The sequence below is a fragment of the Paenibacillus oryzisoli genome, assembly GCF_001653565.1.
Classification (GTDB): domain Bacteria; phylum Bacillota; class Bacilli; order Paenibacillales; family NBRC-103111; genus Paenibacillus_E; species Paenibacillus_E oryzisoli.
The window spans coordinates 245,230-270,045 of record NZ_LYPB01000073.1; the positions used below are offsets into that span (position 1 = coordinate 245,230).

Sequence of the window (24,816 nt, forward strand, 5' to 3'; positions counted from 1 at the left end):
AATACTTGCTTCTTATTTTGCTATCTAGTCAAGCTACTCTACCTGACACTCAACCTGCTACCCTAATTTATTCTTTACCTTGCACCCTATCATCCTAATCAACCATTCTTCCTAACCACGTTGCCCTAACTTGCTTCCCTAGCCGAACTCCCCGCCAATTAACTGGAAAAACTCCCGTTAATTCCTTACTTTCTAGCCAAATCATCCATTTAACTGGAAAAACTACAGTTATTTTCTACCTAATTGCCGTTTTCAAACCGATCTAGGCAAATTAACTACATAAAATCCATCTATTCCTCTAAATTCATCGGATTAGTCCAAATTAGCTGTACTTTTTCCATTTATTTGCTTGAGGTGTCGAAGTCGAACCCTGCTCCACTATCGCCTACCTACTTGCTCGACTACTCCCTCGTTCCCCTAATAAAACGAAGCTGCCTTCTGTACAACCGAGGACATCGGCAATTGGTACGGACACTTCGCTTCACACAGTGGAACTACCTTGCAAGGATCGTGGTCTGCACAGCTAGTTATTTTCTCCTGATGCCGCTGGAAAAATCCATTGCCCTTCGGCAGCAAACCGAATTTCTCCCTGAACTTGCTCGCGATCATCACATCAGGGATCGGGATTTCCAGTGGACACGAGCAATAATTGCACCGTCTGCAATCGTGCTCGCCTAGTTCAATTGCAAGCTGCTCTAGTTCACGGCGCTCCTCTGGGCCAACTTCTTTCTGTTGCGCATCCAAATTTTCTTGAACTTCCTTAACGCTGACCATTCCTGAAATGGTTACATGCACATCTTGGCTATACGGATAGCGGATCGCCTGTTCCACTGGTTGAATGAATCCACCTGACAACGGCTTCATCGCGACGCGCATCAAACCCATCTCAGCAGCTTTGGGAATTAGCTCATCTAAGGCGAAGGGCTGTGCCAAGTTCAGATGAAATAGAATTTGCGAGAACTGCTCGTTAGCAATCCATTTGACTAGTAAATCGGGACGATGTCCGGAAATGCCGATAAAGCGGACTTTGCCCTCGCGTTGAGCCTCTAATGCCGCCTCATAGGCGCCGCCGACTTCCATCGCTTTCTTATATTCAGTTACGTTATTCACATAGTGAATTTGTAGTAAATCAACATAATCGGTCTTCATGCGTACTAGGCTTCGCTCGATTTCCGCTTTCGCTGTAGCATAATCGCGTGCTCCCGTTTTCGTTGCCAAGAAAAATTCCTGTCTTCGATGTGAGATGCACTCCCCTATAATTTCTTCACTATTCCTATATGCTGCCGCAGTATCTATGTAATTAATGCCATGGTCCAAAGCATAATTAAGCGCTTCTCTCGCTTGTTCCAAAGGAACGCTAGGCAAATTCATGGCGCCAAACCCTAATGACGACACTTTATAACCTGACTTCCCAAATGTTGAATATCTCAAGCCCTATTCCCCCTCAGGTTTGCTGGTCCATAACCAGATTAACTTACTCATCCTCGTTCTTTTCTTCATACTTACTTCTTCGCTCTTGTTACGCTTGTTGCTCTTCTACTTCTACTATTTCTTCCTCACGCTCTCCCGCAAGAGCTTTCCTTCTTCACTTCAATATTGTAATACAAGTCACTTCTACTTTCCATGCTCCACGAGGTCCCTTACATGCAAAAACACCTGAGACAATTGCCTCAGGTGCTCTTCCTTTATCTTCTTCCGTCATTTTGATTCTCATTGTCATCCCGATCATTGTTTCCCCAGCCCCAGTTGATTCCTGGGAATTTCCCGTTGTCATCCTTAGAGAATGGGTTTACCGTAGGTTTACTTGAACTGGTTGGTTTCACTGTAGGCTTCGCTGTTGCCTTGGGCGTCGCTGTCGCTTTAGGCGTTGTCGTAACCTTTGGTGTAGGTGTAGCCTTCGGTGTCACAGTTGGTTTCTTCGTTACCGTAGGTTTCTTCCCATCATCGTCATCATCTCTATGATCCGGCTTTGGGGTCGGTTTGCGATCATCATTCTTGTCGTTATCATTCTTATCGTTGCCGTTATTTTTATCATTTCCGTTGTTCTTACCAGTGTTACTATTATTATTGTTATTGCTATTGTTGTTATTATTTCTTCCGTTATTGTCATTCTGGTCTCTATCGTTCTTCGATGTTGGTGTCGGTGTCGGTGTCGGTTTCTTCGTCACTTTGCCTGGAGTATTGTTTCCTGTGCTGTTACCTTTACCGTTGTTATTTTTGCTGTTCTTATCATCATCTTTCGAAGATGAATTAGACCCAGATTTGGCAACGGAAGTTTGAGCAGCCCGTTCACTCAGTTTACCGGACTTTTCGTCAGCAAGTAACCTTTGCAAAGAAGACTTATCAATCGGCTTGTCAGGTTTAACAAACGTTTGAATACCACCGTTGTCCTTCGCAAGTTGATGAATGGAAGTTGTTTTGATGTCATCCAGCGATACTTTCGCACCATTATCAATGGCATTGAGGTAGATCGCGTATTTCCCTGCGGATATACCACTAGCTTTGGCTTCCTGTCTGACTTCTTGTGGCGCAGCGAAGGCTTGCACTTCATAATTCTTAACTTGATCCGGATGACTCTCTTCGATGTGTTTATTAACCTGAGCTTTCAGTTTCGTCGCAATAGCTTCGTCGTCGACTGTGGTTTTGGCGCCTACAACTGTGGAGGAAATAATAATATCTCCTTCACCTTTCGCCAATGCCCCTTGCTCGGCCTTATCGAGAATATCAGACGTCACATCCGCTAAGGATTTACCTTCAAACACTAGGGCTTGAATCAGATCCTCTCCGTCAGTATTCAATCCACGCAGGTCACGAACAATCTCCTGATTATCAATGCCAATTTCAACACTTGGATTAATATCGATACTTACATACGCAACTACGCTGTTGCCGGGCATGCCGCCTGACAAAGTTGTAACCAGAACGAAGCATACAACTATGGCAGCAGCCAATGCGGAAACGATAGCCATTTGCGGTACTTGTAACCGACGCTTCAGAGGTGAGTAGAGAATCTCTTCACCTAACTCGCAGCTGCGCGTACCCCTTGGTAACTTATCAAAATGCCCCTTTGAATTCATCACAATAATGGAGCTTTCGCTTAATTCCATTACGATCCCCTTGTTCATGCGCTGTTCTTCCTTTCATTCAACTTTCTTCATCACGAATATGTAAGTAATCCCGTAAATACGGGTATGGTCCGTTAAAAATAAGTGCAATGGCAATGATGTACTTACGATTTCGTTCCAAAGTTTTTCTAGATACTTGAACTTGCTCGAGCAGCTCTTTAATTGGCAGCTGTCGTTTCGTCAACAGAGTGCGCATAAGCTCTGAATCCAGTGCAAGCGTGCGGCCGATACCGAATAGCATCTGCCTTGAGTCGTCATGCTTGGGGGAGGCATCTGTTAATTCTGAGAAATTAATGTCAAAATCACTTAAGCAGCGATTAAAATCAATAATCTCACTTCGCCTTTCTTCTAAACCCTTCTGCTTCTCATAGGCTTCAATGGCTTGATGAACCTCAATTGGATTCATTAAGTTGTCTTCATCATCTTCTTGATCAAACGAGCTATAAGGGATTTGTCCTTTAAATCGTTGCTCCTTACGAATAAAGTCAATGAGCCTTCGCCGGATAACCGTTTCTGCAAAACCAAGAAATGATCTTCCCATCACCGAAGAATATTGATTAATAGCTTCATTAAAAGCTGCTAAGGCGATGCTAAACTCATCATCCCTTGCGGGATCAATGAATCTTTTGCAGAACCTACTCGTTACTTTCGCTACATAGGGCTGATAATCTGCAATAAATTGATTCCTTAGTCGTAGGTCTCCTTTTTGTATCTGATGTATAGTTACCTCAAGTGAAGAGGCTTGCGGTTCATTTTTTCCATGGGACTCATTCTTTCCCAGAAACTTTTTGAATAGTACCAGTAGCACCTTTCCACCTCACAGTATAGTAGTTTCGTCCTTGTATATATCAATTCGGGGGGTACGTATGATGAAATTTATAAATAATTTGCTGATTCATTATAACATAGATCTTTAAATGAGCACCTACTGGCAAATAAACCCTTGTTTACGGTTTCAATTGCTTTATCAATCCTTTATAATATTAAGAAAACCTCTATCAGGGTGCCGTCTCAGATGAGCCATGTTGAATAGAGGAGGTACGACAGGGAGGTGTTTTATTTGGAAGCAAGCAATAACTTTGGAAAGTTTCTTGAAACATTAAGGGGCAAAGCTTCTTTGCGTAAAGCAGCTAACAAAAGCGGCCTATCTCATGCATATATTAGAGATTTGGAATTGGGTCGTAATCGTACGACCAATGATGTTATTAAACCATCTCCAGAGACCTTGAGAAAGTTGGCACAAGCTTATCAATACCCGTATACGGATTTACTTAAAAAGGCAGGATATTTAGAAGAAACTTCCACGTGGTCGAAGCCAGGGCAAGCTGATTTAGATACGATCTGGTATGTTGAATTTGGAATTCAATCTATTATCTACTATTCAGAAGAAGGCATGCGCGAAGAACAGGTCGAATCTCTCGTGGCATTCACACACTTTATTGAAACATTAACAGAGCACCATTTTGTGAAAATGGATATGCATCTTTTCGTAAATTTGAACAAAATAAAAAAGTATGCCTCAGCAGAAGGCAAACTTTATTTTGATACATATGAAAATGCACCCTTCATCATTGCAGCAGCAATCCCACAGAAGAAGTATCATCAGACTATTCTTGATTATGTCGCATTTAATAATGGACACGCCTTGGAATCAATGGGTCATTCATGTCCCTCATCTTTGAATGCCAAGTTCTTTACTTAACATGACGTAGAAGAATAGAATTGTTGCCATACTCAATAACTGAATGGGCATCACGACACTGAATACATTATCACTAAAAGCATGACGGTAAACCATGCCGATAATAACAACGATCATGTATAAATAGGCCCCGACATTTTCTCGATTGAACGGAATTCTCGTATAATGCGAAAGAAAAGTAAATCCTAATCTCCGCTTATATAACGTCATCAGGAATGTGACTACCCCCAGCAAAATAAAGAGTCGCGTTACATAAAAAATGGCACTATCATTTTTCATCACGTTATAAACTTCGTCTTGTGTTAAACTGATGCAAACGATGACTGTCGTTGATATGAGAACTGGCATAATGTAGCCCGAAAGTGCTATAAGTAAAGCAGGTACAAACCGATATTTCCATACACACATAAGTAGAATACTTATGATGCAAACCGATATTAAAGGGGAATTATTAATTACTGAGAGCAGTGCGCCAACCAGCACGGCAACCGATATTTGTTTCCAATATGGCTTTATTCGAATGCGAAATAGCAACAAGGAGAATAAGACCATGGGAACAAAATGAATAATGGCTAGTATAAATTTTACCCATGTGAACAATTGCGCTTTCCCCATTTCTAAGCGAAGAAATCATACGATAAGCAACTTGACAATTTTTATCTTTACATATAAAAGTATACAAGATATTCGTACTTTTGCATTCGAAGTGGACTAAGTTGGCTGTTATAGCGTATAAGATGACAAAAATTCTGCGATTGTCTAGAAAGGATTGGAGTGAGATCCGTACATGAAGCATGGCTTTACAGTCGCCATCGTAGAAGATAATTACTGGGTAGGTCAATTATTAGAAAACTATTGTCAGCAGTGTGGATTACAGGTCATTTCGATTGTATCGGACGGGGAACAATTTCTACGGGATTACGATCAGCTGCAACCTGATATTCTTCTCATGGATATTGGCCTTGAGGGTAAATTAGACGGCATCTCCGTTGTTCAAGCATTACGCCTCTCCGGATACCAAATGAAGGTCATTATGGTTAGTGGAACTACGAATACCGAGCATATCTTGACTGCCTTTCATGAACTTGATTCTGTCTACTTTCTTTCCAAACCTGTCATGCTGCCCAAATTCCAAGCGGCCATTCGTAAAACGATTGCAGAAATTCAATTAGAGCGAAGTCGTACTTCGGAAGAACCTCAGCCTGGTTCAGCGAAGTGGATTACCGTTAAAAATCAGAAATCACAGCTCCCTATTTCCGAAGATGCCATTCTCTTTGTGGAAAAGGAAGACAAGCGGCTCTCCAGAATTCACTTGGTGAACGGTGCCCAAATGGAATCCAGTTCGAATTTATCGGACATTCTAGCGCAAAGCACACCCCATATGTTTAGTCCCTTCAAGGGTTATCTTGTGAATCTGCGGCATGTCGTTTCATTCGTCAAAGAGAGCGGGTTCCCCACTTCTCGGAGGTTTGTCATTCACTTGCGACATACCTCCGTCAAGATTCCCCTTAGCCGTGATTTGCAAAAGGAATTCGCAAAGTTGCTGCAGGAAGTCAAATAAAGCCCATTGCATGTACAACGCGGCTCATTTCATAACAGGAAAACCTCCAGCTACCCTCTGTCTTTGCTGCAATTAGCAAAAACCAGAAAAGTAACGGGAGGTTTTCTTTCCGTAACTACCTCTAAGAATTCTTAGAGGTCTTTTTATTTTTCAGCTTGTCGCGGCGAGCGCTAAGCATCTTTAGTCGCTTCATGAGTTGTTCTTCCCATTCCTGGTCCTCAATCGTTTTGGCGAATCCTAGCAGATCTAACGCCATATCAATTTGGCAGCGAACGATATCAAGCGGTTCCTCACCTTCGTGATTCACACAATTATCGTGCAACAGATGATCTTTGCCATCGACGTATTCAATGAAATCGACTTCAGCAGCGCCATCTCCATGGGCGTATTCGGCGAGGATTTCATATTCATTCTCCACCAAGTAGTGAACCTCAATATGGTGACATACCGGGCAGAAGAGGATGGGCACATTGTGAATTTGTGTACGTATGTGCTTTAAAGTACCTTTTGTTCCAATCATACTGGCTCCACAGCAAAAACTCATGGGAATTCCCTCCTTAAAGTTTTGCCTTAGCAAAACTCTCCTCGTAAGCATACGCTTCGTCAAACCCGGATTTCTTTAATATATTCGTTACAAATGTGTGAAATTCCTTTTTCATAAGAGAACTCCGGGATGTCAAATCATTCTAAATGTGTTTGAATAAGCATAATTATAGTATTGACTGATCCAATACGTGTTTTCCGAATTCTTAAGATGAAGGGGAGAGCGGCGTGAACATGATTCCGAGTGTTTCCAGGCAGATAGCTTTTGTGCAGTACGACGATCAATCCTCCAGCATGACAGTCCAGTATCATACCGGATTCAGAGCTTCCTACACCAATGTAAAACAAGATGAGTATCTCTTGCTATTCACGTCGGCGAATCGATATGATTCTCTCATGAGACTTACGGAGAGTAGGTACATGGAAGAAAACATTTCTACCAAGTAATTCACAGAATCACCTTTCCCCTCGGTCAAACAGGATGAGCAACCGCAAGAGGTACACAAGCAATCTCCGCCCTTTCGTAAGGGGTGGAGATTTTTGGTTTATATGGCGCATATGCTACAATAAAACATAGGATTAGTGCAATTACTTCTTCTTATAACATAAGCAAGCAGAAAAGGTGAGTCTGATCGCTATGCAAGCACGCCACTTTGCCCTTGATCGTGATTCGCTTTACTTACTGGCGCAATCTCCTACCGTGCAGTTTATTTATTGGCAGCTTTCCTCCAGTAAGCAAATGCTCCTTAAGGAGCATTACGAGAAGGACTGGCGCTCATTATCTCCAACACTACGGTTTCACGAAGTCGTCGATTCACCTCCTAGCACGTCTTACAGCAGGCTGCAGTCCTCCGCGAACGGGGTCTCAGAGCTTCTGCTCCCCCCTGGAGATTCCTGCTTTCTCAGCGGGCTAGCCTCCGGCCAATCGTATTTGGCAACACTAGGTATCCGGAATGAGCAAGGGTCTTTCCTTCCACTTCTACATTCCAATATCATTCAAATCCCAGCGATAAGCCTGTCTAGCGATCATCACCCAGCCGAACCTGAGCATCCGTTCATTTACCAGCTAACATCTGTTCTTTTACCGCAAGTAACGCCTGATGAACATGCGTATTTCTCGGCCTATTCGGTGTATGTCCCGAAGAACACTTACCTTGTTGATATGGAATCTGGAGGCGATACTGATTGAGCACTAACGTACAAGGCTTTGTTGCCCTGCTCTTGCATGCCCATATCCCCTATGTTCGCCACAACGAATCCGAAATCACGTTAGAAGAACGATGGTTTTTAGAAGCGGTTGTTGATACGTATCTGCCTCTCATCGACATGATGGAAAAGCTCATGGAAGATAGGGTACCCTTCCGTTTTACATTGTCTTTGTCTCCACCCCTGCTTGCTATGCTGGAGGATTCTCGCATGCATCTACGCCTTCGCAAGCACCTCTCCTCGCTTTGCGAGTTGGGGCAGCGTGAAGTCATTCGCCTATGGGGCGATGAAGCGTTCGGCCCCTTGGCTAAGCTGTACGCGGATCGGTACCACCGGCTCAGCCTCTTATACGATCGCCTCCACGGCGATCTCATAGCCAAGTTCCGCAGCCTTAGCTCCACAGGCTGCTTAGAATTAATTACTTGCGCCGCGACACATGCGTTCCTCCCTTTGGTTAAGAACGATAGCACGCTGCGTGCGCAGCTCGAGGCGGCGGTGCAGGAATTCCGCCGGCACTTCGGGGTAGCTCCCGCGGGCATCTGGCTGCCAGAGTGCGGTTATACGCCTGCGCTTGAGCCACACTTGCAAGCGTTGGGTCTGCGCTACTTCATCGTAGACACGCATGCCCACACCTTAGCCCGTCGCGATGGTAGTTCTGACGATACCGACATTACCGGCGACATGGTCAACGACAGAGACAACAACAAGGTCAACGACAAGGTCAACGACAAGGTCAACGACAAGGACACCAGCATCGCAGGTCTGCCGCTGCGCACGCCAGGCGGCGCCTGTGCTTTCGCCAGGGATCCCGAAGCCGGCGCCCATGTCTGGAGCGCCGAGGCGGGATACCCCGGCGACTCCGACTATCGCGAATATTATCGCGATATCGGGCATGACCTCGGCCGCGAAGGCGGCGCCGAGTGGGCGTACTTGAAGCCCTACGTGCTGCCTGACGGCGCACGCATCAATACGGGCTTCAAGTACTACAGCGTCACCGGCCCTGGTGACGCCAAAGTGCCCTACGACCCGGCGCGGGCCGCTCAGAAAGCTCAGCTCCACGCTGAGCATTTCATCGCTAGCCGGGTGGCGCAGGTGCGCCGCCTCGCAGAGCGGCGCCTCGCATCAGGCGCAGGCGCTGCATCTGCGCCGCAAGAGCCCTACGTCATCGTATGCCCGTACGATGCCGAACTGCTTGGGCACTGGTGGTATGAAGGCCACCAGTGGCTCGAAGCCGTGCTGCGCGGCCTTGCCGCGCGCAGCGATGACAGCGTAGTCGTGCAGACGACTACGCTTGGCGGCTACGCCGCCGCCCATGCGCCGACCACGGTAGCTGAGCTACCGGTGTCGAGTTGGGGCCGCGGCGGCTATGCCGAGGTCTGGCTGCAGCCGCGCAGCCAGTGGGTTACGCCGCGGCTGCACGCGGCGGAGGACCGTATGGTGCTGGCTGCGCAGCAGCACCAGGATCCCGCAGCGCTTAGCAGCTTGCAGTTGCGGGCGCTGAATCAAGCGGCGCGGGAGCTGATGCTCGCGCAGAGCAGCGATTGGACGTTTATTCTGGACGCGGATACGGTCACGTCCTACGCGACGAAGCGCATCGAAACGCATTTATCCCATTTTCATAACCTGATGAATACATTAGACAAGAGCGGATCTGACAAAGAGTTAGCTGCACTGGTTCATGCACTCGAGCGGAAGAGCCCTTTCTTACCGGAGCTTCATTATCGACTTTTTCAACCATCTGCCTCTACATATGCCTTGCTACGCTCATCAACCTTTGTAGATACCGCCTTACCTATAAACGAAGTTGCTGCTTCGAACCAAGGGGCTAATCAACAGATCCAGCCCTCTAAACTGCGTATTCTCATGCTCGCTTGGGAATACCCACCGCATGTAATTGGCGGTCTGGCTAGAGCCGTTTGCGATCTTTCCAAAGGACTTGCTGCTGACGGACATTCCGTTCATGTCATCACCTGTCAGTCCCCAGGTTGTCTTCCCTATGAAGTTTCCGAGGGAGTTCATATTCATCGCGCAGAAGTACTCCCAACAACAGATTCCCTACACTTCCTAGATCGCGTCTTTCAAATGAATTTGGCGTTCGCAGATCTCATGTTGAGCCTCATACGTCAGGGCATTGCGTTCGATCTCGTGCATGCGCATGATTGGCTTGTGTACTACACCGCACACGTTGCCAAGCAACAAGCGCATCTCCCGCTTCTAGCCACGATTCACGCGACGGAAACAGGACGCAATCTTGGAAAGCTCGAGTCACCGCTGCAGAAGCGGATTCATACCCTAGAAGGTAAATTAACAGAAGCAGCCGACCATCTCATCGTTTGCAGTCATGCCATGGGCCAAGAAATCAAGGCGCTCTTTCATATTCCTATTCACCAAATAACGGTAATTCCAAACAGTGTTTCTCCCTTGCTCAAGCCTGATTCAACCCTATTCACCTTGAATTCATTGCTTGCTGACGCTGTTTCCCATGGCGGAAAGCCGCAGCGCGTTCTTGCTTTTCTAGGCCGTCTTGTGTATGAAAAAGGCGTGCACATTCTTCTTGCCGCGATGCCGCAAGTACTCGCGCAATACCCGGATGCCAAACTCGTCATCGCTGGAGTCGGCCCTGAACAGGATCGGTTAGAAGAACTCGCGCTTAGCCTTGGAGATCAGGTAAGCTTCGCTGGCTTTCTAGGTGAAGCTGACAAAAACTTGCTTTTACAATCGGCAGAGATTTGTATTTTCCCAAGCCTCTACGAACCTTTCGGATTAGTCGCATTGGAAGCAATGGCCAACGGGACGCCGCTTATTGTTTCAGATACAGGAGGCCTTGCCGAGATTGTCAGCCATGGGGTGAACGGATGTACATGTCCTCCAGGCGATGCAGACGCGTTAGCCGCACAAATTATTCAGCTATTGGAACAACCGGAGTATGCTTCTCAACTTGCTGCTAACGCCTTACGTACCGTTCACAGCGAATATAACTGGAAGAAAATCGGTTCTATGACAACCCAAGTTTACGATGCGGTAACTTCCAATCTGAAATCGTCTACCCGTCACTCTCCGATTCAAAAGGAAATTATCAAATAATTTGGTAATTCACACCAAATGAAAGCGTGACCAGTAAGAATTTTCAGAATTTTTTCAAAGAAACATTGATTCCTATGTCAGAATTAGGTAACCTAGTTGCAAGACTTGTGCTCCATCGTTCAGTCCTCGTGGTGGGATCTGAATGCGCGATCAAACAAAAGAGTGGGGAAGTGATTGTATTGCCAAGACATCTGGTCATCGGAAATGGAAAATTCCTTATTAACCTCGATCAGCATTCCTACATGCGAGATCTGTACTATCCTTTCGTAGGCCAGCTTAACCATATTGGCGGTTATCAGTGCCGTGTTGGTGTATGGGTAGATGGCGACTTCGCTTGGCTGAATGCCCCTGAGTGGCAATTCAAGCTTGCGTATGTGGAGGATTCTCTCGTCACAGAAGTGACAGCTACGCATCCCGGCCTCGGTGTTACTCTGCTTATGAATGACGGTGTTCACCAGCGTGAGGATATTTATCTGAAACGAATTCATATCACCAATCACACGAATACGGTTCGTGAAGTGCGTATGTTCTTCAACCAAGACTTGCTCATTAATGAGACTGAGGTTGGTGATACAGCCGCTTACTACCCTTCTACGAATACCGTTTTTCATTATAAGAAAGATCGTTACTTTATGTTTAACGGAAGTACTGGCACGGAGGGGATTTTTCAATATTCTACCGGTGTCAAAAGGTTCTATAACGCCGAAGGCACATGGCGCGATGCGGAAGATGGTCATCTGATGGGCAATGCCATTGCCCAAGGATCCGTCGATAGTACGATCTCTTTCCGACTATTCGTCCCTCCGAACGGCAACCAAACGCTCTACTATTGGATGGGCGCAGGCAAGAATTTGGAAGAAGTGAAGAAACTCGATTCCTACGTCAAAGACAGCCACCCAGGCAAGCTGCTTGACCGTGTAACGGTATATTGGCAGCGTTGGGCGAACAAAATCGATCGTGACTACTTCGACCTCACACCTGAAGTGCAGCGTCTATTCAAGCAAAGCTTGCTCCTTGTCCGCACGCAAACCGATGTGAACGGGGCAATTATTGCGGCGAATGACTCTGACATTATGCAGAGCAACCGAGATCATTACAGCTACATGTGGCCGCGTGATGGCGCGTTAATCGCTTATTCCATGTCTATGGCGGGCTACCAAGGCATGATTATTCCCTTCTTTAACTTCTGTGCGAATGTGCTCTCACCAGAGGGTTACTTGCATCACAAGTACAATCCGGATGGTACCGTAGGCTCCAGTTGGCATCCCTACATCCATTCGGGACGCGTACAGCTTCCGATTCAGGAAGATGAAACGGCTCTTGTCTTGTTTGCTCTCTGGCAAGATTTCCAGAAAAATGGAAGCCTTGAATTTGCTCAGTCTCTCTATCGCAATCTCATTCGCAGAGCGGCAAGATTCATGTCCACTTACATTGATCAAGAACTGAATCTACCGAAGCCGAGCTACGATCTATGGGAAGAACGCTATGGGATCTATACCTTCACGGCATCTGCTGTGTATGGGGGATTAATTGCTGCTTCGAACTTCAGCAACTTGTTTGGCGACGAGGAGCGCAGCAATCGTTACAAGCATACCGCGGAGAAAATCAAATCCGGTATCCTCAAACATTTGTGGGACGAAGGTGAACAACGATTCGTTCGCGGTTTGTATATGGAAGATGGCCAATGGGTGAAAGACATGACGTTGGAAAGCTCCGTATACGGTATTTTTGAATTTGGCGTACTGCCTGCTGACGATCCACGTGTGGTCAGCACGATGCTAGCAAACAAAGAAGGTCTTATGATCAAAACCGAAGTCGGTGGTTCCGCCCGTTATCATCATGATTATTACTTCCAACGCTCCACCGATATTGAGAAAGTACCGGGCAATCCTTGGATTATCTGTACCCTCTGGATCGCAGAATGGGAAATTGAATACGCCAAAACAGTTGAAGAGCTGGAGGCTCCGCGCCGAACTCTCGAGTGGGTCGTCAAGCATGCCATGGAAAGTGGCGTCTTATCCGAGCAGTTGGATCCATTCTCCGGCGAGCCGGTGTCTGTTGCTCCTCTTACTTGGTCCCATGCGACTTATGTACTAACTGTTGTCAAATACCTCAACAAATACAAACAGCTTCTAGGGAAGTAAACGATCGTACACGGAGGACAGGAGTAAATCTTGTCCTCCTTTCATATTCGACCATAGGGGGATCTGGTTTTGGGGAATTTGAATTTCTATATCTTATGTATCATCATTCTGTATTTGCTTTATCTTATGGTCTCTCGTACCCGGAAGAGAATGAAAACGAAGAAATCAGACATTCCGCAGCTTGGAAAGTCTAGTAGAAAAGGAGCTATTGCAAGCGCTTCACATAATCGGCATAACACAGATAGTTATGATTATAGTCCGAGTACTTCCGGGAGCAGAAGCAGCCACCATGGTCATCACCACGGTGACAACGGAGATGACGATTGCGGCGACTCTAGCGATTCCGGAGATTCCGGAGGGGATTCTGGCGGAGACTCGGACTAGTCCTTTTATTTTTCTACTCGAATGAGCCAGCCCTTCCCAGTTGGGGACATGTATAAGAGCTCAGTCGAGCGCTCTAGCAGTAGATTCACCGATGATACCTTGCCGGACATAGGGGCGAATACATCAATTTCCCTTTCAGCCGTCTCGACAAGTCCCATATACTCGCCTTCTGTTAATATCACACCAACTTCGGGGAGTTCGATGAACAGGATCATCCCCCATCGTTCTAGCGCCGCTTCTGTCAATCCAATGACAGCGTGCGTACCTTCATCGCGAATCCAGTACATAGCGTCACTTTCTAGTTCTACTGATTCTTCTATTGTTTCTTCATGATCTTTCAATCCTTATCCACCTTTCTACTGTGCATCACCATAAGAATAACGTCTAGGCTATCCTTCTTGGACTGTTCTACTTGCTAAGCATTGGATTTCTATTGGCGTACCCATGCAGGGTATCTTTGGGGATTAACTGGATTTCCTACATCTATTTCCGAATAAAACTAGCCTTTCGAGAGTTTAACTGGATTTCCTACATCTAATTTTACTTAATAGCTTCAGTTTGACGAAATTAGGCTGAAATAACGGGAGGAAATCCAGTTAATATGCAAAATGCTGTGATTTCGCTTGAATTAGCTGCATAAAATCCAGTTATTCGCTTACTGGTTACTGGGTATTGGTTCGGTTCATTTGCTTGCTAGGATGCCAACATAATCACCTTTAATGAAAGAAAGGCCCCTCCGCCCGCATTCGCATGCTAACCGAGGGGCCTTTCTATGTAAGTATACCTTATTTAACAACCAAGTTTTTGTCGCCTGGTTTCCAGTTCATTGGGCACAATCCGCCGGATTGAAGCGCTTGAAGCACACGAAGTGTTTCTTCTACGCTGCGGCCTACGTCGTTGTGATTAACAACTTCGTATTTCAATTCGCCTTCTGGATCGATGATGAATAGACCGCGAAGTGCGATACCTTCTTCTTCGATTAGAACGCCGTAGTCACGTGCAACGGATTTCGTAATGTCAGCAGCAAGTGGGAATGCCAATTTGCCAAGACCATTATCGTTAACCGGTGTGTTGATCCACGCTTTGTGCGTGTGGATGCTGTCGATGGAAACACCAAGAATTTCAGTGTCCAAAGCTTTGAATTGATCAGCAGCATAGCTAAGTGCTGTGATTTCAGTCGGACATACGAATGTGAAGTCCAATGGGTAGAAGAAAAGAACTAACCATTTTCCTTTGTAATCGGACAAAGATGCTTTACCAAATGCTGTACCGTCACCTGTAGCTGTCTCCATTGTAAAATCAGGAGCTTGTTTACCAACTAAACGCTCTGCCATGGGTATAATTCCTCCTCAAAATCTATCTAAATTTCTATATTATCCGTATAAAATGGTATCATTCCCCTACCTGAAAGTCAATAATTAGATCGTATACTAGATAATAATTATTTTAATCCATGGAGGTAACTACTGATGCACTTGTTCACGCCTCTGCTTACGTTTTTAGATAGGACGCTCCCCCTCACTGAAGATCAGACAAGCCGTTTCACAAGCCTACTTACACCCACATCATTGGACAAAGGTGAACACTTACTGCGCTCGGGCGAGCAGATGTCCTATTTATATTTCAGCTTATCCGGCTGCTTTCGCATGTATTACAGTACTTATGAAGGTAAAGAGCGCATCAAATCCTTCTGTGCGACTCATGAATTCATCACATCCTATAGCTCACTGCTGACGAGCAGTCCTTCCCAATTTTCTATACAAGCGCTGCAGCCTGCAACACTGCTTCGTATTTATTACCCTGACTTCATGGCTTTAACAGCTGAAGACCCCATCTGGGAGCGTCTCGCAAGGCGGATGTCAGAAGGCTTGTATTTGAAAAAGGAACGACGCGAAATGCAACTGCTAACCCTTTCTGCAGAGGATCGATATCGCTGCTTTTTGGAGGAGTTCGGCACCTTGGAGAATGAGATTCCCCAATATTATATCGCCTCTTATTTAGGCATTACGCCTGTTGCTCTAAGCCGAATTCGCGCAAAATGGCGAAATACGCAAGTATACCCCTAATTTTTACAATTAACCTAGGTTAATGAAATTCGTAGCCATTCCATTTATGCTGATGATATCTCCTTCGAAAGGATGTCGTTCAGATGAAACTAACTGGCCATTGTATACTCATTACAGGAGGTTCTGCCGGTATCGGCCTCTCGCTCGCCAAGCGGCTTGTAGAGAAAGGCAATACAGTAATCATTGCCAGCAGTAACATCCATCGCCTGCATCAAGCCGTACAGGCTTGTCCCGCGCTCATTGCGTATCCGTGTGATTTGCATAATCCTGATGGCATTGATGAATTCGCTCGAACAATGGTTCAGGCACACCCAGATCTAGATATCCTCATTAACAACGCCGGAATCCAATTCAACTATGATTTCCTCCAAGAAACGGATGTACGGAACCAAATCTACCGTGAAATCCAGATCAATCTGACGTCTACGATTCAGTTATGCAGCAACTTTTTGGCACATCTGACCACGAAGCCTAATGCAGCTATCGTCAATGTGTCCTCTGGACTCGGGCTCGTTCCCAAGAAATCAGCTCCCGTGTATTGTGCGACCAAAGCGGCCGTACATCTCTTCACCAAGAGCTTGCGCTATCAATTGGAAGCAACGAATGTGAAGGTATTCGAAATCATACCGCCACTTGTAGATACTGAAATGACTGCCCATCGGGGCAAAGGGAAGATTTCACCTGATCAGCTTGCTTCCGAATTCATACAGGGCTTTGAGAGAGATCGTTATGAAATGCTGATTGGCAAAACCAAGCTGCTTAGCCTTCTCCAGCGGATCTCCCCCTCATTAGCAGATAAGATTCTAAAGAATGGTTAAACGCTTTCCAAGTCATCCTGCTATGAAAAAAGCTCGCAATCCCGAAGCTAAACGGCTTCGAAAATGCGAGCTTATTGGTATCATTATTTGCGCATTGCGTCAACAATCAATTGACCCATAGCAAGCGTACCGATCGCTGTGCTCTTATCCACTGCGATGTCGCCTGTACGGTGACCAGCATCCAAGACTTCTTTCACTGCGCGCTCGATGGAATCCGCAGCTTCGTGGTAACCGAAAGTCAAACGGAACATCAATGCAACGGAAAGGATCGTAGCGATTGGGTTGGAGATACCTTGACCTGCGATATCAGGCGCAGAACCGTGTACCGGCTCGTACAAGCCGAATGCACCTTCGCCAAGAGAAGCGGATGCTAGCATCCCGATGGAGCCTGTCAGCATCGCTGCTTCGTCACTCAAGATGTCGCCGAACATGTTCTCTGTTACGATAACGTCGAAGGAAGACGGACGGCGAAGCAATTGCATCGCACAGTTATCAACCAATACGTGCTCAAGCTCAACATCTGGGTAGTCAGCCGATACACGGATGACGACTTCACGCCATAGGCGGGATGTTTCAAGAACGTTCGCTTTATCAACAGAAGCAAGCTTCTTGCGACGTGTGCGTGCGATGTCAAACGCTTGACGCGCGATACGCTCGATTTCATGCTCGGAGTAAGCACATGTATCAACCGCTTCTTGACCGTTAGCTGTTTCGCGACGGAATTTCTCACCGAAGTAAATACCGCCAGTCAACTCACGAACAACGATCAAATCTGTGCCTTCAAGAACTTCAGGCTTCAACGTGGAAGCTTCTTTCAAGCAATCAAAGATGAACGCAGGACGGATGTTGGAGAACAAACCAAGCGCTTTACGAATACCTAGAAGACCTGTTTCTGGGCGAAGCTCTTTGGAATTGTTGTCCCATTTCGGACCACCAACTGCTCCAAGAAGGACAGCATCAGCGGATTGACAAACTTTCAATGTTTCTTCCGGAAGTGGTGTACCTTTCTCATCGATCGCGATACCACCGAAAAGCGCGTGTTCTGTTTCAAATTGATATCCGAATAATTCTTCGGTACGTTTCAATACTTTTTCTGCTTCAGCAACAACTTCTGGACCAATACCGTCCCCAGCGATTACCGCGATTTTTTTTACATCAGCCATGACAATCATTCACTCCTTATTGTAGCAAACCTAGTTTGTTAGCATTCCTATCGTTATATCCTGACCCCATTGTACCATAAGATAGCACGCTACTTTAGATATAAAAGCTATTGCTTTGATAGTTTATTCCTATAACCATGCATAGAAAATTTTCCATTGTCCATTTCATTAGCTATTATCGCTATCTCCAGCCCTCAGTAAAGGTTCATACATCATAATTGCATGGTTATCGGTCACCCATTCATCCCGTACAAGCTGCCCTTCTCGATTCCTCACCCTGCGGTGAATCTCATTATGCCGTACATATCCACCCCAGTACTCTCGTGTAATTCTGTGGTTCTTCTCGTACATTTCGTAGCTATGAAGGGTGGGCGTAAGTGCACGCCATTCCCCTATCAAATGGGTATCCGAAACATAGATCACCAACTGATATGCATCTTGTGTCTCGTTCCCAATTTGCAAATCCAAGTAATTATAATAACACGTTGCTCCGCTTCCAAAAGGTTGAGATCTCCCCGCATCGGGAAATACATCGTAGCTGTGGCGATACCTTTCCGTTACCGTAAGCGGCGTATGCAGCGTCATCCAATAAATTAAATTAGAAAGTTGGCATAAACCACCGCCAACACCCGTCTTCACTTTTCCGTGAAAAAGCACCATACCATCGATATACCCTTTTCTACGGGTTGTTTTTCCAATTAATCGCCAATAGGAAAACGTCTCGCCAGGCTGGATCATCACGCCATTCAACTGCTTGGTAGCGAGCCTCAAGTTAATGATCTTGTTATGCTGAAGCCACATATCTACGTCTTTCAATTGTCTTAACAGAGGAGTTCGGTGCGTAGACGCGAGGTGAGGAAGTATCTCAGTCTGTTTATGGGACGCATACTTCCTGCCATCAAAAAACCAAGCTACATATCGTTTCAACCGATACGCTTTGATCCCTAGAAATATTCTAGCGCGACTGCGGTGGATCGGTTTTAAGGGTTTACTCATCTTTTGAACGTCCCCTTTCTCACATCCTCTTCCCATCTTAATTTCAAAATAATCCCAAGTCAATTGCTCATACCTGCCTTGCATTCCAATTTGTCGACTACTTGATCATTTCCATACACCTATGATAAAATACTAAAAAATGGTAGTGAAGTACACGCCGCTTCTTTCGTTCAGCTTTTGCTGACGCTAGAGAGCGGCTTTTTTATTTCCAGAAAAAGGGGCGAGATGGCGTTTGTCAGTATTCGATAAATCGTATGAGGCATTCATGCAGGAGCACACGAAGAAACGTAAAGGTGAACGATTGCGGAGATTACTTGAAGGGCATGGGCATGCCGAACGTTTATTTTTGAAACAAGTATGGTGGAGAGCGTTAGGCGACTTTTTATACTTGCATCCCGAGTTTGAAGTCAAAGATTTCCGTGACGGCACTCGTTTTATCGATTTTGCCTACATTCGACAAGGGCTGAAGCTCGCTATCGAAATTGATGGGTACAGCACACACGCTAGCCAAATTAGCCGTACACAATTCTCAGATTCACTTACCCGTCAAAATCATCTGATAATCGATGGATGGAAAGTCTTGCGTTTTTCCTATGATGATATAAAAAACCACCCTCGTATGTGCGAGCAGATAATTCTGCAATTTATTGGGAAATATTTCAGCGACCAGCACGGGGGGCAGGAACAAATTGGAGAGCTAAGTATCATTGAACAAACAATTTGCCGACTAGCACTCTCATATGAAAAAGCGATCTCTCCTCGATATGTATCTGAATATTTCCAATTCGGGATTAAGAAATCGAGGAACATTCTCCATGAGATGATGGAGAAAGAACTACTTCTTTCTGCAGGCGTGGGGCAGCAGCGAATACGATACTATCGGCTGCATCCGGCTGTTGCGGCGCGGATGGTACGGTGAGCGCCAGGTCCGCCCAGTTAACGCCCATTTGGGCCGTTAACTCAGTGCTCTTGATCGGCGGCGTCGCGGCGCGACACGTTAAGGCCCCTTTCGGGCCTTAACTGCGCCCACGGCGCCAGGTCCGCCCAGTTAACGCCCATTTGGGCCGTTAACTCAGTGCTCTTGATCGGCGGCGTCGCGGCGCGACACGTTAAGGCCCTTTTCGGGCCTTAACTGCGCGCACGGCGCCAGGTCCGCCCAGTTAACGCCCATTTGGGCCGTTAACTCAGTGCTCTTGATCGGCGGCGTCGCGGCGCGACACGTTAAGGCCCTTTTCGGGCCTTAACTGCTCTCTCGGCGCCAGGTCCACCCAGTTAACGCCCATTTGGGCCGTTAACTCAGTGCTCTTGATCGGCGACGTCGCGACGCGACGCGTTAAGGCCCTTTTCGGGCCTTAACTGCTCTCACGGCGCCAGGTCCGCCCAGTTAACGCCCATTTGGGCCGTTAACTCAGTGCTCTTGATCGGCGGCGTCGCGGCGCGACACGTTAAGGCCCTTTTCGGGCCTTAACTGCTCTCACGGCACCAGGTCCGCCCAGTTAACGCCCATTTGGGCCGTTAACTCAGTGCTCTTGATCGGCGGCGTCGCGGCGCGACACGTTAAGGCCCTTTTCGGGCCTTAACTGCTCTCACGGCACCAGGTCCGCCCAGTTAACGCCCATTTGGGCCGTTAACTCAGTGCTCTTGATCGGCGGCGTCGCGGCGCGACACGTTAAGGCCCTTTTCGGGCCTTAACTGCGCCCACGGCGCCAGGCTAGCCCAGTTAACGCCCATTTGGGCCGTTAACTCAGTGCTCTTGATCGGCGGCGGCGCAGCGCGACACGTTAAGGCCCCTTTCGGGCCTTAACTGCGCCCACGGCGCCAGGTCCGCCCAGTTAACGCCCATTCGGGCCGTTAACTCCCCCGCCCTTTCGGCGCCCGCCACAGCCGCCGCTACCAAAAAGCACCCAAAGCCAACGGCCCTGGGTGCTCCTTCTTTTTTAAGCGTTTTGCAAATACGATTCCATGGCTTTCGCAAGCTTCTTCATACCCAGCACGGTAGTTTCTTTATCCGTGTGCGTATAGTTCAAACGCATCGTGTTGTACTGCGGATTCTCCGCGTAGAACGTAGCACCTGGAACAAAGGCAACGCCTTCTTGGACAGCGATTTTCAACAAATCCGCTGCGTTAATTTGCTCAGGAAGCTCGACCCATATGAACATGCCGCCTTTTGGCTCTTCCCATTTCAGACCCGGCCAGTTCAGCTCTGCGAGCAGTCCTGACATGAACTTCATCCGATCCATATACTGTTCACGGATTAAGGAAATATGAGCGTCCAGATCAAAGTGCTCAAGCAGATGATACAACGTTTGCTGATCGATGGTGCTCGAGTGCAGATCTGCGGATTGCTTGAAACGTGCAACCTGACGAATAACCGACTCGTCGCCCATAATCCAACCTGTACGGAAAGCAGGCGCAACGGTTTTGGAGAAAGTGCTCGTATACACGACATTGCCACCCTCAGCTTTACCGCCAAGCGAGTAGATCGTCGGATAGCTTTCGCTTTCGTTAAACTGGATTTCCCCATAGGGGTCATCTTCCAGAATGAGCACATCAGCGCCGCGGCAAATATCCAGCAAGCCTTGACGGCGTTCCAAACTCCATGCACGACCCGCAGGGTTCGAGAATGTCGGAATAACATAGACCATTTTCGGATTATACTGCGCGATTTTGGCTGCCAAATCCGAAAGAATCATGCCGTCGTTGTCGCTATCGACGGAAACGATTTTTGCCCCTTTGGCTTGATACACTTGGATTGCTGCCAAATAGGTTGGACGTTCGACGAGAATAACATCGCCTTCATCAATGTATACACGTGTCAAAAGATCGATCGCTTGCTGCGAACCTGTCGTGAGCAACATCTCATCTGGCGTAACGATCATGTTCTTCGCTGCCATCCGCTTACATAAGGATTCGCGCAAAGGCTTATAACCTTCTGTTAGCCCATATTGCAACGCAGACTTGCCGCCGCCAACAACTCTTGTGAACGCTTCACTAACTGCATCTAATGGAAAAAACTCTTCAGCAGGCAGTCCGCCAGCAAAAGAAATAATCGAGCTTCCTTGTGTCAGCTTAAGAATTTCTCTTACTGCTGACGATGAGAAGCCTTCCAACGATTTAGAAAATCGATATTTCATACAGGGACGCATCCTTTCGCATTTGTAGAAAGCACCCCTCCTCGAATCGTGGAGGTGAGGTGCTTATCCGAATTGCCATGAAGGCTAAGAGCTTATATTAACGTAACGTTGCTTCTGTTGCTTGTTGGGTTTTTGCGCTTATCGATCAGTCTGTTCACAGCGTCTAGGTAAGCCTTCGCGCTAGCTTCCAGAATATCCGTCGAAATACCACGACCTTGTACAGAAAGGGTATCTTGTTTCAGGACAACGTGAACTTCGCCAAGCGCATCTTTCCCGTGTGAAACGGATTTGATGGAGTAGTCGTCAAGCTCGACGTTTTCCTTCGTCGCTTTATCAATCGCGTTGTAAATCGCGTCAACAGAACCGTTACCTACCGCGCTTTCAGCCACTTCGCTGCCATCTTGGAAGCGAACATGAACTGTTGCCGTTGGTGTCATTTGATTGCCGTAGGCGACTTGAAGTGTGCCAAGCGCGAAAATTTCCGGTGTCTCAATCAATTTCTCTTCGATTAGGGCACGAATATCCTCGTCTTCTACTTGCTTCTTGCGATCCGCCAAATCCTTGAACTTGCCGAAAGCCACGTTCACTTGCTCGTCACCGAGCTCGTATCCAAGATCAATGAGTTTCTCACGGAACGCATGGCGTCCGGAGTGTTTGCCCATCACGAGCTTACTTTCCTTCACGCCGATCGTTTCGGGAGACATAATCTCGTAGGTCGTTTTCTCTTTGAGCATACCATCCTGATGAATGCCGGACTCATGCGCGAAGGCGTTAGCGCCAACAATCGCCTTATTGCCTGGAACCACCATGCCTGTAAGCTTGCTGACTAGACGGCTGGTGCGGTAGATCTCGTTCAACACAAGCGAACTCTTCGCTTGGTAGAAGTCTTGGCGTGTTTCCAGCGCCATAACGACTTCCTCGATCGAGGTGTTCCCTGCTCGCTCGCCAATCCCATTGATCGTGCCTTCTATTTGATCGGCACCGTTCAGAACTGCAGCGAGCGCGTTCGCTGTCGCCATGCCTAAGTCGTCATGGCAATGCGCACTCAATTGAATTTTCTCTATGCCGGGAACTGTTTCCTTCAGCATTCTGAAGATATTACCGTAATCATACGGTGTCATATAACCGACTGTATCTGGAATATTTACGACAGAAGCGCCAGCACGAATCGCCATGCTTGTCACTTCAGCGATGAAATCCAGCTCCGTACGTCCTGCATCCTCGAGCGAGAACTCGATTTTGCTGAAATACTTCTTCGCATATTTAATTGCCGCTTCAGCTGTTTCTAACACTTGGTGCTTCTCCATCCGCAGTTTGTGCTGACGGTGAATAGGTGAAGTCGCAAGGAATAAATGGATGCATGGATCCTGTGCACCTTGAAGGGCTTCACGCACAGCCTCGATGTCCTGCTCGCGAGAACGAGACAAGCCGATAACTGAAGCGTTCTTAATCGCTCTAGCGACCGCATTCACACCAGCCAAGTCCCCTGGAGATGCCGCAGGAAAACCTGCCTCCATACGATCCACACCAAGCTTCTCTAGCTGCAAGGCGATCTCAACCTTCTCCTGTGTATTCAGGTTCACACCTGGTGACTGCTCACCATCACGAAGGGTTGTATCAAAAATGTAAATTTTACGCACCATGTCACCTCCTAAAAGTTTTCATAGAAAACTTACTTCGTAAGCTTTGCTCTGCATTTTTTCCAAGTCGTTATAGTATTCACAGGGAGCAATTGGGAAATTCTCCTCAATCACTCCCTGTGGAATGTACAGCCTATAAGATTCAATAATGCCTAAAATTATTTTTTGATCCAGTGCATCATTTCACGCAATTGTCCGCCAACAACCTCGATTGGGTGTTGAGCTTCGTTACGACGCGTTGCGTTCATGAAAGCAAAGTTGGATTGGTTTTCCAAGATGAAGTCGCGAGCGAATTTACCTTGTTGGATGTCGGAAAGAACATCTTTCATCGCTTTTTTCGTTTCAGCTGTGATAATGCGAGGACCCGTTACATAGTCACCGTACTCAGCTGTGTTGGAGATGGAACTACGCATGGAAGCAAGTCCACCTTCATACATCATATCAACAATCAATTTCAATTCGTGCAAGCACTCGAAATAAGCCATTTCTGGTGCATAGCCCGCTTCAACCAATGTTTCGAAACCAGCTTTAACCAGTTCAGAAGCACCGCCACAAAGAACTGCTTGCTCACCGAACAAGTCTGTTTCTGTTTCTTCTTTGAACGTAGTTTCGATAACGCCTGCACGCGTACAACCGATACCTTTTGCATAAGCAAGACCGATTGCTTTTGCATTGCCAGTCGCATCTTTCTCGATTGCGATTAGACCAGGTACACCAAAGCCTTCAACGTACGTACGACGTACCATGTGACCAGGGGATTTAGGAGCTACCAAGAATACATCTGTACCTTCAGGAGCAATGATTTGTCCGAAATGGATGTTAAATCCGTGGGAGAACATAATAGCTGCGCCTTGTTTCATGTTAGGAAGAATCGACTCTTTGTATACGCGAGCTTGTGTTTCATCCGGCATTAGAATTTGGATAACATCAGCACGACGTGCTGCTTCTTCTACGGATACAACTTCGAAACCATCGTTTTTAGCTGAGTTCCATGAACGGCCTTCACGAAGTCCGATAATAACGTTCAACCCGCTGTCACGCAAGTTTTGTGCTTGTGCGTGCCCTTGGGAACCATAACCAACAACCGCAATCGTTTTACCTTTAAGTACCGCTAAGTCTGCATCTTTTTCATAGTAAGTAGTAACTGCCATTCGAATAAATCCTCCTTTGATATGATGAATCCGTTTTGTCTACCCCTTGAGTGGGTGTTTCAACGATTTACCGTGGTACATCGCTGAAACCCCCACTCA

The 24,816-nt window shown here is 46.8% G+C and carries 23 protein-coding genes and 1 pseudogene; 12 read left to right on the forward strand and 12 right to left on the reverse strand.

The features are described from left to right. Positions 1–417 precede the first annotated feature (417 nt). From A8708_RS19325 to sigI, 3 genes are all read right to left on the reverse strand, one after another. Entirely contained in the window at positions 418–1,431 is a 1,014-nt protein-coding gene (locus A8708_RS19325) for an aldo/keto reductase (protein WP_068666380.1), read from the reverse strand. Positions 1,432–1,685: 254 nt separating this feature from the next. After that, complete coding sequence (locus A8708_RS19330) at positions 1,686–3,125, reverse strand: anti-sigma-I factor RsgI family protein (protein ID WP_068666382.1); 1,440 nt, start codon at positions 3,123–3,125, stop codon at positions 1,686–1,688. Positions 3,126–3,144: 19 nt separating this feature from the next. Next, positions 3,145–3,933: an RNA polymerase sigma factor SigI gene (gene sigI / locus A8708_RS19335; RefSeq protein ID WP_068666384.1), complete on the reverse strand. Its 789-nt coding sequence runs from the start codon at positions 3,931–3,933 to the stop codon at positions 3,145–3,147. Positions 3,934–4,185: 252 nt separating this feature from the next. On the opposite strand from sigI, the gene A8708_RS19340 reads away from it, so the two are divergent. Next, the gene (locus A8708_RS19340) at positions 4,186–4,827 is read left to right on the forward strand and encodes a helix-turn-helix domain-containing protein (protein WP_068666717.1); all 642 of its coding nucleotides are present in this window, start codon (positions 4,186–4,188) and stop codon (positions 4,825–4,827) included. On the opposite strand, the gene A8708_RS19345 is transcribed toward A8708_RS19340, so the two are convergent. Then, the gene (locus A8708_RS19345) at positions 4,798–5,442 is read right to left on the reverse strand and encodes a hypothetical protein (protein ID WP_204787597.1); all 645 of its coding nucleotides are present in this window, start codon (positions 5,440–5,442) and stop codon (positions 4,798–4,800) included. The genes A8708_RS19340 and A8708_RS19345 overlap by 30 nt on opposite strands. A 172-nt stretch (positions 5,443–5,614) precedes the next feature. On the opposite strand from A8708_RS19345, the gene A8708_RS19350 reads away from it, so the two are divergent. Continuing rightward, positions 5,615–6,388, forward strand: a complete 774-nt coding sequence (locus tag A8708_RS19350) for a LytR/AlgR family response regulator transcription factor (protein ID WP_068666388.1) — start codon at positions 5,615–5,617, stop codon at positions 6,386–6,388. Positions 6,389–6,509: 121 nt separating this feature from the next. Here the strand turns inward: A8708_RS19350 and A8708_RS19355 are convergent, their stop codons facing one another. After that, on the reverse strand, positions 6,510–6,932 hold the full coding sequence (locus A8708_RS19355) for a hypothetical protein (RefSeq protein WP_068666390.1): 423 nt from the start codon (positions 6,930–6,932) through the stop codon (positions 6,510–6,512). A gap of 233 nt (positions 6,933–7,165) precedes the next feature. On the opposite strand from A8708_RS19355, the gene A8708_RS19360 reads away from it, so the two are divergent. The 7 genes and pseudogenes from A8708_RS19360 to A8708_RS36195 all read left to right on the forward strand — a co-directional run bounded on the left by A8708_RS19360 (position 7,166) and on the right by A8708_RS36195 (position 13,774). After that, positions 7,166–7,378 carry a KTSC domain-containing protein gene (locus A8708_RS19360; protein ID WP_236291977.1) on the forward strand — a complete coding sequence of 71 codons (213 nt, stop codon included), beginning with the start codon at positions 7,166–7,168 and terminating at the stop codon, positions 7,376–7,378. 190 nt (positions 7,379–7,568) lie between these two features. Then, complete coding sequence (locus tag A8708_RS19365) at positions 7,569–8,120, forward strand: DUF4912 domain-containing protein (RefSeq protein ID WP_068666394.1); 552 nt, start codon at positions 7,569–7,571, stop codon at positions 8,118–8,120. Between the two features lie 32 nt (positions 8,121–8,152). Next, positions 8,153–8,770, forward strand: a pseudogene (locus tag A8708_RS37110) (1,4-alpha-glucan branching protein domain-containing protein); the annotation flags it as partial. Between the two features lie 13 nt (positions 8,771–8,783). Beyond that, a complete protein-coding gene (locus tag A8708_RS36540; RefSeq protein ID WP_239696772.1) occupies positions 8,784–9,071 on the forward strand; it encodes a hypothetical protein in 288 nt (95 codons plus the stop codon). Continuing rightward, positions 9,068–11,221, forward strand: a complete 2,154-nt coding sequence (locus A8708_RS19370; RefSeq protein ID WP_239696773.1) for a 1,4-alpha-glucan branching protein domain-containing protein — start codon at positions 9,068–9,070, stop codon at positions 11,219–11,221. Before A8708_RS36540 ends, A8708_RS19370 begins: the two co-directional genes overlap by 4 nt. Before the next feature lie 179 nt (positions 11,222–11,400). Next, a complete protein-coding gene (locus A8708_RS19375; RefSeq protein WP_068666718.1) occupies positions 11,401–13,365 on the forward strand; it encodes a glycoside hydrolase family 15 protein in 1,965 nt (654 codons plus the stop codon). Positions 13,366–13,612: 247 nt separating this feature from the next. Continuing rightward, positions 13,613–13,774: a hypothetical protein gene (locus tag A8708_RS36195; protein WP_204787598.1), complete on the forward strand. Its 162-nt coding sequence runs from the start codon at positions 13,613–13,615 to the stop codon at positions 13,772–13,774. Here A8708_RS36195 and A8708_RS19385 read toward each other — a convergent pair. Next, positions 13,755–14,090, reverse strand: coding sequence for a glycine cleavage system H family protein (locus A8708_RS19385; RefSeq protein ID WP_068666400.1), 336 nt, complete (start codon positions 14,088–14,090; stop codon positions 13,755–13,757). The genes A8708_RS36195 and A8708_RS19385 overlap by 20 nt on opposite strands. A gap of 444 nt (positions 14,091–14,534) precedes the next feature. Next, positions 14,535–15,083 (reverse strand): peroxiredoxin, encoded by a 549-nt coding sequence (locus A8708_RS19390; protein ID WP_028554012.1) that lies wholly within the window; start codon positions 15,081–15,083, stop codon positions 14,535–14,537. 135 nt (positions 15,084–15,218) lie between these two features. Between A8708_RS19390 and A8708_RS19395 the strand changes: the two genes are divergently transcribed. Together A8708_RS19395 and A8708_RS19400 are read left to right on the forward strand one after the other, a co-directional pair. Then, on the forward strand, positions 15,219–15,815 hold the full coding sequence (locus A8708_RS19395; protein WP_068666402.1) for a Crp/Fnr family transcriptional regulator: 597 nt from the start codon (positions 15,219–15,221) through the stop codon (positions 15,813–15,815). 83 nt (positions 15,816–15,898) lie between these two features. Next, the gene (locus A8708_RS19400) at positions 15,899–16,633 is read left to right on the forward strand and encodes an SDR family oxidoreductase (protein ID WP_068666404.1); all 735 of its coding nucleotides are present in this window, start codon (positions 15,899–15,901) and stop codon (positions 16,631–16,633) included. 83 nt (positions 16,634–16,716) lie between these two features. Here the strand turns inward: A8708_RS19400 and leuB are convergent, their stop codons facing one another. Beyond that, positions 16,717–17,796 carry a 3-isopropylmalate dehydrogenase gene (leuB, locus tag A8708_RS19405; RefSeq protein ID WP_068666406.1) on the reverse strand — a complete coding sequence of 360 codons (1,080 nt, stop codon included), beginning with the start codon at positions 17,794–17,796 and terminating at the stop codon, positions 16,717–16,719. Positions 17,797–17,964: 168 nt separating this feature from the next. Further along, the gene (locus A8708_RS19410; RefSeq protein WP_068666720.1) at positions 17,965–18,792 is read right to left on the reverse strand and encodes a VanW family protein; all 828 of its coding nucleotides are present in this window, start codon (positions 18,790–18,792) and stop codon (positions 17,965–17,967) included. Positions 18,793–19,024: 232 nt separating this feature from the next. Here A8708_RS19410 and A8708_RS19415 point away from each other — a divergent pair, with 232 nt between their 5' ends. Beyond that, positions 19,025–19,711, forward strand: a complete 687-nt coding sequence (locus tag A8708_RS19415) for a DUF559 domain-containing protein (protein ID WP_239696774.1) — start codon at positions 19,025–19,027, stop codon at positions 19,709–19,711. Between the two features lie 1,018 nt (positions 19,712–20,729). On the opposite strand, the gene A8708_RS19420 is transcribed toward A8708_RS19415, so the two are convergent. The 3 genes from A8708_RS19420 to ilvC all read right to left on the reverse strand — a co-directional run bounded on the left by A8708_RS19420 (position 20,730) and on the right by ilvC (position 24,717). Beyond that, on the reverse strand, positions 20,730–21,926 hold the full coding sequence (locus A8708_RS19420) for an aminotransferase-like domain-containing protein (RefSeq protein WP_068666410.1): 1,197 nt from the start codon (positions 21,924–21,926) through the stop codon (positions 20,730–20,732). Positions 21,927–22,018: 92 nt separating this feature from the next. Further along, a complete protein-coding gene (locus A8708_RS19425; RefSeq protein ID WP_068666722.1) occupies positions 22,019–23,566 on the reverse strand; it encodes a 2-isopropylmalate synthase in 1,548 nt (515 codons plus the stop codon). A 158-nt stretch (positions 23,567–23,724) separates the two neighbouring features. After that, the gene (gene ilvC / locus A8708_RS19430; RefSeq protein ID WP_068666412.1) at positions 23,725–24,717 is read right to left on the reverse strand and encodes a ketol-acid reductoisomerase; all 993 of its coding nucleotides are present in this window, start codon (positions 24,715–24,717) and stop codon (positions 23,725–23,727) included. Between the last annotated feature and the right edge of the window lie 99 nt (positions 24,718–24,816).